Consider the following 10,426-nt stretch of genomic DNA (forward strand, 5'->3'; position numbering starts at 1 on the left):
AGATGTGTATAAGAGACAGGTATTAATTTTACTTGTTGCAGGTTTTTTGTAACTTAACTGCTAGCTCTATACAAATCTTTATTCAGGTTATTTTATATTTAGTTTGTTTCCATCTTTGTTTCAAAGTTTCTATCTTGATTACACAGTTTCCATCTTTTTTTCTTAGTTTCCATCTTTATTTTGTTCGGACACCAGCCAAAATTAGTATTTATTCCTTATTCAACAGTCACGCTCTTCGCCAAATTCCGTGGCTTATCAACGTCACAGTCACGGTGAAGTGCTGCATAATAAGAGATAAGCTGTAATGGAATGACAGAGATGAGTGGTGTTAACATTTCGTTAACAGCCGGGAGCACATACCGGTCTTCCTCAGTTTCTAAGCCCTTCATTGAAATGATACATGGATGTGCACCACGTGCAACGACCTCTTTGACATTTCCACGAATGCTTAGGTTTACATGCTCTTGTGTAGCTAGAGCGATAACCGGTGTTCCTTCTTCGATTAAGGCAATTGTTCCGTGCTTTAATTCTCCTCCAGCAAAACCCTCTGCTTGGATATAGGAGATTTCTTTTAGCTTTAAGGCTCCCTCTAAGCCTACAAAGAAGTCCATCGCACGACCGATGAAGAAGCAGTTACGAGTAGTTGTGAAATACTCCCACGCGATTGCTTCCATTACTTCTTTGTCATCACAAAGTGCCTCCATGCTGTTTGCGATAATACCAAGCTCTTTGACCAGGTCCATCCCCACCATTATTCCCTTTGATTCTGCTGTTACGTAGGCAAGGATTGCAAGTACGGCTAACTGGGCAGTGTATGCCTTTGTTGAAGCCACTGCAATTTCAGGACCTGCATGTAATAACAATGTGTAATCTGCTTCACGAGAAAGAGTTGAACCAGGTACGTTCGTAATCGTAATGGCTTTGTGGCCCATTTCTTTTACATGTACTAGAACAGCACGGCTGTCCGCTGTTTCCCCGCTTTGTGAAATAAAGATGAATAGTGGTTTCTCGGATAGGAGCGGCATATTGTAAGAGAATTCGCTAGATATGTGAACCTCTACTGGTATGTGCGCCATTTTTTCAATGAATTGCTTCCCAACAAGACCAGCATGATAACTAGTTCCAGCAGCAATGATGTAGATACGGTCTGCTCCCTTCATTGCTTCGACAATACAAGGATCAATTGTCAATGTACCATTATCGCTTTGATATTCTTGAACAATCTTTCTCATAACCAAAGGCTGTTCGTCAATTTCCTTTAACATATAGTGTGGGTAGGTTCCCTTTTCAATATCACTTGCATCTAGCTCTGCTGTATATGGATCACGGTTGATTGTTTCACCCGCTAAATTTTTGATTGTGACTGACTCTTTTTTAACAATGACAATTTCTTTATCCATTAACTCGATATATTGATCGGTTACCTGAAGCATGGCCATTGCATCACTTGCTACTACATTAAAGGTGTCTCCAAGACCAACAAGTAGTGGACTTTTGTTTTTCGCAACATAGATTGTTTCGCTGTTTTGCTCATCTAGCATTGCAATTGCATAGGATCCCTTTAGAAGGCTTAACGTCTTACGAAATGCCTCTTCTACTTCAAGTCCTTGTTTTACGAATTGCTCTAGTACTTGAACAACGACCTCGGTATCCGTATCACTTTTTAACTCAACGTTTTGTAAATACTCATCCTTAAGCTGAGTGTAGTTTTCAATGACTCCATTATGAACAAGAGTGAATCGTTCAGATGTTGCCTGATGAGGGTGTGCATTGACTTTACTTGGCACTCCATGTGTCGCCCAACGTGTATGGCCAATTCCTGCTGTCGCAAACAAACGTTGATCTACAGCTTCACGAAGCGTTGCAATACGACCTTTTTCTTTAAAAACATGAACACCTTCATCATTCATCACTGCAATTCCAGCTGAATCATATCCACGATACTCGAGCTTTTCTAGTCCCTTTAACAAAATTTCCTTAGAGTCTTTCTGTCCAATAAAACCTACAATTCCGCACATAATTAAGTTCCTCCCTAAAAAAGGGAACAAGAAAGCACGGGGCTTACTTGCCCCTTTTTTTCCGTATTTATCTGTTTACTCAATCATATCCTTCCGTTTGTGCAAAGAGTCACCTCTCTGTTTTACCGAAAAGGAATTGCGGTCGTGATTGATGACAACCGGGAGGCATCCGCCGAAATTTCGATAAACCTCCTCCTCGTCAACTAAACCTGTAACAATAGCCTATGCTTTGTTACTATTTCCGTTCATGGTTTAGTTCTGGCGCTTTAAAAATGATGATGAATGATCAGTACTATCCCTCCTCTACAATAAAAGAACAAGAACAATATTACACAGAAAATCCAAAATCGTCAATCAAAACATGGAATGATTTTTCCATGTATACTAAAAAAATATGCAAACGTGGAACAGGTTGTGCCAAGTTTGCATATTTTTAATCAAATTGTATAATTACTCCGCACCCATTTCTGTTTTTACAACAGCTACGATACGGTCTACATATTCTTTACATTGTTCTTCGGTTGGAGCTTCCGCCATTACCCTTACTAAAGGCTCAGTTCCTGAAGGGCGTACTAAGATACGACCATTTCCATTCATTTCAGCTTCTACCTGTTCAATAACCTCTTTGATCACTGGATTATCTGTAACATGGTATTTATCTGTAACCTTCACATTCACCAATAACTGCGGGAACTTTTTCATTTCACTTGCAAGCTGTGATAATGGTTTCTTCGTGCTCTGCATGATATTCACTAATTGCAGGCCTGTTAATAGCCCATCACCAGTTGTATTGTAATCTAGGAAGATGATATGTCCAGATTGTTCCCCACCTAGGATATATCCACTCTTCTTCATTTCCTCTACAACATAGCGGTCACCAACAGCCGTTTGCACACTCGCAATATCGTTCTCTTCCAAAGCTTTATAGAAGCCTAAATTACTCATTACCGTGGAAACAACTGTTTGTTGCTTTAATCGACCTTGTTCTTTCATATACTTTGCACAAATATACATGATTTGGTCGCCATCAACGATATCGCCATTCTCATCAATAGCAATAAGACGGTCACCATCACCATCAAATGCCAATCCAACATCTGCACCTTTCTCTTTTAAGAAGGCTGCTAGTGCTTCTGGGTGCGTAGAACCTACGCCATCGTTGATATTAAGGCCATTTGGAGAAGTCCCCATTGTTGAAATATCTGCATCTAGGTCAGCAAATAAATGCGTAGCTAGAGAAGATGTTGCCCCGTGAGCGCAATCTAATGCCACATGGATACCTGTGAAATCCTCTTCCACTGTTTGCTTCAAGAATTGAAGGTATTTTTGACCACCCTCAAAATAGTCATTCACTAGCCCTAGCTCAGCCCCAACTGGACGTGGAAGCTGATCCTCAGGTAAATCTAATAGTGCTTCAATTTCATTTTCCTGTTCATCAGAAAGCTTAAATCCATCTGGACCAAAGAACTTAATTCCATTGTCCTGGACTGGATTATGTGAAGCAGATATCATTACGCCTGCTTCTGCTCCTAATGCCTTAGTTAAATACGCTACACCTGGAGTTGAGATGACACCTAAACGCATAACCTCTGCTCCAATGGATAAAAGACCTGCTACAAGCGCCCCTTCTAGCATATGACCTGAAATTCGGGTGTCGCGCCCAATTAGAACCTTTGGTCTTTCTTTATCCTTTGTTAACACATAACCTCCAAATCTTCCAACCTTAAATGCAAGCTCTGGAGTCAATTCGCTATTTGCAACACCACGTACACCATCTGTACCAAAATATTTTCCCATTTTAAATGATCTCTCCTTTTGCAGATACTTCCTTACCCTTCTATTTCGGTGATTCGTATCTTTGCCTTTTCTTGAGGTAATGCCCATGTCACATTATCTGGGCCTTTCACATTTATATCTACATCATGTTCGCCAATTCCTAGTTCGGTCACATCAATAAATACATCAAGGTTAGTAGGACTTGTCCCTTCTATGACACTTGGTGCACCTTGAATTTCTAAATCAAGGGTACCTGCTTCAGGATTTAAAAAAGTTAGTGTATATTGGGCTCCTAATCCTTGGCTTCTTATTGATAAATCTGAGAAGGTTTCCGATATCTCCGCTTCGACATCGACTATTACTTCAATTTCCTGCGGGGATACCTGAATAACCCCTTTCGGAATCGGAACCTTCACTTTAATCGTTGAATCTTCTTTTATTTTATCAAGATCAATTTCACCTTCTATAGAAGAAATGGCATCAATGACCTCTTTTGGACCAAATATTGTAACCTCATTTGGCGTTGGAGTGATATTGACTAAACTTAACCCATCCGCAAGCTTTCCTTTTTGTTTAAGGGTAAATGGTACGGATTTATTCGGGCTTTGAATTGGAACCGTGATCTCAACAACATTAGGATCAACGGATACAGACAATACATTTTGATTCTTATCATACACAGCGACTCTTGATTCCTGTGTAAATGTTTCTGATACTCCCTTAAGGTCGACAACTGCTTTTACTAACGCAATTCTTTCAATTTCCTCTAGGGCTCCTGTAATTTTAACAACTCGAGGTGAAACGACTGGTTGTTCGATCGTATATCCTTCTGCTACTTGGTCGCGGTTAACAAAGTCAACTTCAACAGGAAATTCCTTTGTTACTTTTTCTTGAATGACGACGGTAATTTCAGCAGGGTCAATTTTCACTTTAATTTTATCAGAAATATTTCGATATTGTAATTTCACTTTATGGGTGCCCACAGATAACTGAGTCAAATCTGCATATACTTCAATTTCCTTTTGAAGTCCTTCCCTTTTTGTAACACCGGAAGGTCCTTCAATTGTGACGTTCACATATTGCGGAACTCCCGATACCACCAGATTTTGATCATCATAGTATGTATTAACCGGAATCTCCGTTAATGTTTCCGTGTAATTTGAAAACAGCGGCAATCCTGCAGGGCTCTTAGATGCTGGTTGATTTTCAAAACTAACAGATGCAAATAAGAGCAAAGCAATTAATAAAGCAATAATCCGTGTAACCCAACGGTTATCCATTAATTTATCCATTCTTTTTCCCCCTCCATTGCCAAAGTGGATGAGAGGCATTGCTTTCGTTCGTAATTAGTTCTTGTTTTAGTAAATCTCGAAATGCATCTGGCTTCAAATCACGGTGTAATTCTCCGTTCTTTGTTAATGACACACTTCCCGTTTCCTCTGATACAACAATGGTAATGCTGTCTGTTACCTCACTAATCCCAAGTGCAGCTCGGTGCCGAGTTCCTAATTCCTTTGAAATAAATGGACTTTCAGAAAGCGGTAAATAACAAGCCGCAGCCGCGACCTGATTTTTTTGAATAATAACAGCTCCATCATGTAGAGGGGTATTTGGAATAAAAATATTGATTAGCAACTCAGATGAGATTGCTGAATGAAGTGGGATCCCGGTTTCTACATAATCTCCCATTCCTGTTTGTCGCTCAACTGAAATGAGTGCACCAATACGACGTTTTGCCATATAATCGGTAGCTTTTGTGATCGCTTCAATTAATTTTGTCTGCTGATCATCTTCATCCGTACCACTTCTGGAGAATATTTTTCCGCGCCCCAGTTGTTCTAACGCTCTTCGCAATTCAGGCTGGAAGATGACGATAATCGCCAAAAATCCCCAATCCATTACCTGGTCCACTAACCAAAACAATGTATGTAATTCTAATAGGCTACTCAGTAAGCGGATAAAAACAATAACGATAATACCCTTTAATAACTGAACAGCTTTTGTTCCGCGTATAAGGGATAATAATTTATATATCACATACCAGACAAGGAGAACATCTAAAAAAATGCCGAGGTAACCTAGTAATGGGAGTTCATTAAATGACATTCTCACACTTCCTCTATGAAATAATCCAAAAAAACATAGTTAGCTATAATATTATATCATATAACTTTCATGTACCAATTACAAATCGGTAGGAGGATTAGCACAAAATTAAAAAAGAAAAAAGACCACCGTGTCCGATGGCCTATTCCTCTTGATCAAAAATGTGAATTGCATCTGTTCCTACCTTTTTTATATGGTACCAAAGCCACTCAAACATCTGGTTGACTTCTTTGATATTACCAGTAACATTTCCAGCTGAGGCCATATAGTTCTCACCATTTATAACTGTGACATCTCCGTCTACTTCTCCCTCAATTACGATCTTTCCGTTCTTTACAACGACATCACCTTTTATAGTTTCGCCTTCGGGAACAATGACGGTATTGTTTTCTACAATTAAATTAGGTTGCTTTGAAACAGAGAATTGCTCACTTTCACTCCAGACTGAAATAAGACTTCCCGCCATTAATAAAAGAAAGAGTGAGGCTGCTGTCAACATTGGATGCTCTCTAAACCAGCGTCTAAAACTCACAGTACGTTTTTCCTTCGGTAAATTTTGCATGACCTTTAATGTGAAATCGTTAGGTGCGGAAATGTGAGAAGTACTTTGTACCAACGCAATGGTTTTCTTTAGCTCATGAAAATATTGATGACATGATTCGCATGTTAGCAAGTGCTCACGTAGTAGCTTCTCTTCCTCTTCAGAAATGTCTTCGTCTAGGTAATTGTGCATTAATTCAATCATGTTGTTTTCTGAACAGTTCATTCTTTCTCACCCCTATACATGTCGAAGCTGGTTTCGTAATGCTTCTCGACCTCTGTGAATTCTTGTTTTTACCGTACCCACCGGTAAGTCAAGAATTTCACTAATTTCCTTTAGCGAAAACTCCTCGATGTATTTTAAAACAATAACCGAACGATACTTATCCGGAAGCTTCATTATTTCTGCTTGAATTAATTCTTGAAGCTCCATCGTTTCTAGCTCGTCCTCCGGTAATGCAGCATCTGCGGCAATCTGCGAATACATAGTTAGTCCATCTGAGCCTGCAAGCTCAGCATCTAGATAGTAGTCAGGCTTTTTCTTACGAATGCGGTCAATCGACAGATTCGTTGCTATCCGATATAGCCATGTTGAAAACTTTTTATTCAAATCATAGCTATGAATATTAACATATGCCCGAATAAAGGCTTCTTGTGCAATATCCTCTGCCTCATGTCGGTTTCCAAGCATACGATAGCATATTTGAAAAACCTTGTCTTTGTAAAATTCTACTATCTCCGCAAATGCATTCTGGTCTCCATTTTTTATCTGCCTAATTCTGTTTTTGATGATAGTCTCCATTTTGTATACCTCCGCCACTGCGGGTATCATTATTTACGATTGACCTTTAAAAAGGTTTCATTTTCTCCATAATTTTCATTTTAACAAATTTTGGCTAGCTTTTGTGGCAGAATTCAAATCTTTAAAATAAAAAAACACAGTACCTCTTATCCCCGAGATACTGTGAGGTTCTTACAAAAGTTTTTCTCCAAATAAGGAGCCCATTAGAGCAACAGCAACTGAAGCTGTTTTATTTTTATCATCTAAAATTGGATTTACCTCAACGAATTCAGCAGATGTAATTAATTTTGATTCCTCTAACATTTCCATCGCTAAATGACTTTCACGGTAACTAATCCCGCCAAGTACAGGGGTTCCCACTCCTGGTGCATCATGTGGGTCAAGACCATCTAAATCTAATGATAAGTGTACACCATCTGTTCTGCCTTTCAGATAATGAATGGTTTCTTCCATGACCTTTGTCATGCCTAAGCGATCAATTTCATGCATCGTATACACTTTAACCCCTAGCTGTTTAATTAATGCTTTCTCGCCTTCATCAAGTGATCTTGCCCCTATAATGACAACGCTTTCAGTGTTGACCTTTGGACTATATCCAGCAATATCAGTGAGACGCTTATGACCAAGACCAAGACTTACAGCAAGGGGCATTCCATGAATATTGCCAGATGGTGAAGTATCAGCCGTATTTAAATCGCCGTGAGCATCATACCAAATGACCCCTAAATTTTTATAATGTTTCGAAACTCCAGCGAGTGTTCCAATGGCAATGCTATGGTCACCACCTAAAACAAGTGGAAACCTTCCATTCAGTATAACCTCATTAACTGTAGCTGCAAGCTTCTCATTCGCTTCAGATACTTTCTCAAGGTTTTTTAAATTTTCATCATTAGCCTCTTCCTCACGAGTTGGACGGGTAATTTCGATATCACCTAAATCATCTATATCATAGTCAAGCCTTTCTAATCGTTCAACAACACCTGCATAACGAATGGCACTTGGTCCCATATCAACCCCTCTACGCATTTGACCTAAGTCCATTGGCACTCCAATGATCGATATATCCTTCTTCATGATAAAATGCCCCCTCTCCCATATACTCTATTGTAACTGCTTTCAACACATTGACTCAACTCAACAAAATTATGTATATCTATACACTATGACCGGGAAGGAACGAGGATATATCTAATTTTATGCAAAAAAAATAAACCTTAAAGGTTTATTGGATAGACATCATTCAATTGGTGGAGCCTAGCGGGATCGAACCGCTGACCTCCTGCGTGCAAAGCAGGCGCTCTCCCAGCTGAGCTAAGGCCCCTACATATAAAAAAGAAGTAGTTCATGGAGCGGAAGACGGGATTCGAACCCGCGACCCCCACCTTGGCAAGGTGGTGTTCTACCACTGAACTACTTCCGCATAAGAGATGAGCCATGAAGGACTCGAACCTTCGACCCTCTGATTAAAAGTCAGATGCTCTACCGACTGAGCTAATGGCTCGTATACGAGATTGGTGAATTATGTATTTATGTAATCGAATTGAGTACATCTACGACGTCCCAATCTCAGAAAGCTAGTTCAAATAGCAGCTCGATTGGTACGCTGAAGCATATGCTTCGAAGCTTACTCGTTCGTGCTCTACCGACTGAGCTTATGGCTCTAAAATGGCTGGGCTAGCAGGATTCGAACCTACGAATGACGGAGTCAAAGTCCGTTGCCTTACCGCTTGGCTATAGCCCATTGAATAGACTTCATGAATCTTCTTCTTTGAAGATGCTTCATGAACTTTCACCTCAAGAGGATATTTTGGGATATTTCAGCAGGAAATATCACGAAATATCGTCGACATTACTAAGTATTAATAAAATCTTAGTATAAATGTCCTCAGTATTCTCAAATATTAACCGGAAATTTGTTATATTCAATTACCCTATTATCTTGCGCAATTACCTGCAATATATGAGTAATTTTACTAATCAACTCTACAATTTCCATAAAAATAGCCTACTTCATCCTTTTGAACTTGTCCAAAGAAAGAATAAGGGCTTTTCGAAAACAATAAATGGTGGAGGGGGACGGATTCGAACCGCCGAACCCTGAGGGAGCGGATTTACAGTCCGCCGCGTTTAGCCACTTCGCTACCCCTCCATTTAAGGTGGTGCCGGCTAGAGGACTTGAACCCCCAACCTACTGATTACAAGTCAGTTGCTCTACCAATTGAGCTAAACCGGCATATTAAGATCTCAAACCACTAAAGATTTGATTGTGTATAGTCGTCCTAATCTCAGAAAGCTTATTCAAGAAGTGGTTCGATTAGTACGCTGTTGTAATTTCAAGAAGCTTATTCGGTCGTGCTCTACCAATTGAGCTAAACCGGCATATTAAAAAACATATGGTGGAGGATGACGGGATCGAACCGCCGACCCCCTGCTTGTAAGGCAGGTGCTCTCCCAGCTGAGCTAATCCTCCGACGCACAGGAAGTGCCAGTGCATGCCTTGCGACAGAACGTCGCGCACTTAGCTTACCTTCATTAATGGTGACCCGTACGGGATTCGAACCCGTGTTACCGCCGTGAAAGGGCGGTGTCTTAACCGCTTGACCAACGGGCCATTTAATAATTCCCTTTTTTAAGCTTCCAAGCGGGCTCGAACCGCTGACCTCTTCCTTACCATGGAAGTGCTCTACCAGCTGAGCTATGGAAGCAATGGCTCCGCAGGTAGGATTCGAACCTACGACCGATCGGTTAACAGCCGATAGCTCTACCACTGAGCTACTGCGGAATAATTGCCTAGCGACGTCCTACTCTCACAGGGACAAAGTCCCAACTACCATCGGCGCTGAAGAGCTTAACTTCCGTGTTCGGTATGGGAACGGGTGTGACCTCTTCGCTATTGCCACTAGACTATGTTGAAGGATTCATTCCCTCAAAACTAGATAACGCTCCTACATTCATTAATTTGGTTAAGTCCTCGATCGATTAGTATCAGTCAGCTGCACATGTCACCATGCTTCCACCTCTGACCTATCAACCTCGTCATCTTCGAGGGATCTTACTAGTTTAACACTATGGGAAATCTCATCTTGAGGGGGGCTTCATGCTTAGATGCTTTCAGCACTTATCCCTTCCACACATAGCTACCCAGCTATGCCCTTGGCAGGACAACTGGTACACCAGCGGTGTG

Annotated in this window: 7 protein-coding genes, 10 tRNA genes and 2 rRNA genes; all 19 read right to left on the minus strand. The window is 40.6% G+C overall.

Going from position 1 to position 10,426, the window contains the following annotated elements:
- Window positions 1-215: 215 nt before the first annotated feature.
- Window positions 216-2,018 (minus strand): glutamine--fructose-6-phosphate transaminase (isomerizing), encoded by a 1,803-nt coding sequence (gene glmS / locus E1I69_RS22955; protein ID WP_136381842.1) that lies wholly within the window; start codon window positions 2,016-2,018, stop codon window positions 216-218.
- A gap of 450 nt (window positions 2,019-2,468) precedes the next feature.
- Window positions 2,469-3,815 (minus strand): phosphoglucosamine mutase, encoded by a 1,347-nt coding sequence (glmM, locus tag E1I69_RS22960; RefSeq protein ID WP_136381843.1) that lies wholly within the window; start codon window positions 3,813-3,815, stop codon window positions 2,469-2,471.
- 32 nt (window positions 3,816-3,847) lie between these two features.
- Window positions 3,848-5,086, minus strand: coding sequence for a CdaR family protein (locus E1I69_RS22965; protein ID WP_136381844.1), 1,239 nt, complete (start codon window positions 5,084-5,086; stop codon window positions 3,848-3,850).
- Window positions 5,079-5,900 carry a diadenylate cyclase CdaA gene (cdaA, locus tag E1I69_RS22970; RefSeq protein WP_136381845.1) on the minus strand — a complete coding sequence of 274 codons (822 nt, stop codon included), beginning with the start codon at window positions 5,898-5,900 and terminating at the stop codon, window positions 5,079-5,081. The genes E1I69_RS22965 and cdaA overlap by 8 nt, the downstream gene beginning before the upstream one ends.
- A 142-nt stretch (window positions 5,901-6,042) precedes the next feature.
- Window positions 6,043-6,666 carry an anti-sigma factor family protein gene (locus E1I69_RS22975; RefSeq protein ID WP_136381846.1) on the minus strand — a complete coding sequence of 208 codons (624 nt, stop codon included), beginning with the start codon at window positions 6,664-6,666 and terminating at the stop codon, window positions 6,043-6,045.
- A gap of 12 nt (window positions 6,667-6,678) precedes the next feature.
- Window positions 6,679-7,242 carry an RNA polymerase sigma factor SigW gene (gene sigW / locus E1I69_RS22980; protein WP_136381847.1) on the minus strand — a complete coding sequence of 188 codons (564 nt, stop codon included), beginning with the start codon at window positions 7,240-7,242 and terminating at the stop codon, window positions 6,679-6,681.
- A gap of 171 nt (window positions 7,243-7,413) precedes the next feature.
- Window positions 7,414-8,316 (minus strand): arginase, encoded by a 903-nt coding sequence (gene rocF / locus E1I69_RS22985; protein ID WP_136381848.1) that lies wholly within the window; start codon window positions 8,314-8,316, stop codon window positions 7,414-7,416.
- Window positions 8,317-8,487: 171 nt separating this feature from the next.
- Window positions 8,488-8,563, minus strand: a tRNA-Ala gene (locus E1I69_RS22990).
- A 24-nt stretch (window positions 8,564-8,587) separates the two neighbouring features.
- Window positions 8,588-8,662 (minus strand) — tRNA-Gly (locus E1I69_RS22995).
- Window positions 8,663-8,670: 8 nt separating this feature from the next.
- A tRNA-Lys gene (locus tag E1I69_RS23000) sits at window positions 8,671-8,743 on the minus strand.
- A gap of 165 nt (window positions 8,744-8,908) precedes the next feature.
- Window positions 8,909-8,983, minus strand: a tRNA-Gln gene (locus E1I69_RS23005).
- Between the two features lie 323 nt (window positions 8,984-9,306).
- Window positions 9,307-9,391, minus strand: a tRNA-Tyr gene (locus E1I69_RS23010).
- A gap of 8 nt (window positions 9,392-9,399) precedes the next feature.
- Window positions 9,400-9,475: transfer RNA gene (locus E1I69_RS23015), tRNA-Thr, on the minus strand.
- A 161-nt stretch (window positions 9,476-9,636) separates the two neighbouring features.
- Window positions 9,637-9,712: transfer RNA gene (locus E1I69_RS23020), tRNA-Val, on the minus strand.
- 66 nt (window positions 9,713-9,778) lie between these two features.
- Window positions 9,779-9,853: transfer RNA gene (locus tag E1I69_RS23025), tRNA-Glu, on the minus strand.
- Between the two features lie 21 nt (window positions 9,854-9,874).
- Window positions 9,875-9,947, minus strand: a tRNA-Thr gene (locus E1I69_RS23030).
- A gap of 2 nt (window positions 9,948-9,949) precedes the next feature.
- Window positions 9,950-10,024, minus strand: a tRNA-Asn gene (locus E1I69_RS23035).
- Between the two features lie 6 nt (window positions 10,025-10,030).
- Window positions 10,031-10,146: ribosomal RNA gene (gene rrf, locus E1I69_RS23040) — 5S ribosomal RNA — on the minus strand.
- A 55-nt stretch (window positions 10,147-10,201) separates the two neighbouring features.
- Window positions 10,202-10,426 (minus strand): 23S ribosomal RNA (locus tag E1I69_RS23045); the annotation flags it as partial.

The sequence above is a fragment of the Bacillus timonensis genome (assembly GCF_004799755.1).
Taxonomy (GTDB): Bacteria; Bacillota; Bacilli; order Bacillales; family Bacillaceae_L; genus Ferdinandcohnia; species Ferdinandcohnia timonensis_A.

Excerpts from the sequence above, each read along its gene's own strand:
- glmM (WP_136381843.1), bottom strand. The coding sequence starts at position 3,815 with ATGGGAAAATATTTTGGTACAGATGGTGTACGTGGTGTTGCAAATAGC.
- E1I69_RS22975 (WP_136381846.1), bottom strand. The coding sequence starts at position 6,666 with ATGAACTGTTCAGAAAACAACATGATTGAATTAATGCACAATTACCTA.
- cdaA (WP_136381845.1), bottom strand. The coding sequence starts at position 5,900 with ATGTCATTTAATGAACTCCCATTACTAGGTTACCTCGGCATTTTTTTA.
- rocF (WP_136381848.1), bottom strand. The coding sequence starts at position 8,316 with ATGAAGAAGGATATATCGATCATTGGAGTGCCAATGGACTTAGGTCAA.
- E1I69_RS22965 (WP_136381844.1), bottom strand. The coding sequence starts at position 5,086 with ATGGATAAATTAATGGATAACCGTTGGGTTACACGGATTATTGCTTTA.
- sigW (WP_136381847.1), bottom strand. The coding sequence starts at position 7,242 with ATGGAGACTATCATCAAAAACAGAATTAGGCAGATAAAAAATGGAGAC.
- glmS (WP_136381842.1), bottom strand. The coding sequence starts at position 2,018 with ATGTGCGGAATTGTAGGTTTTATTGGACAGAAAGACTCTAAGGAAATT.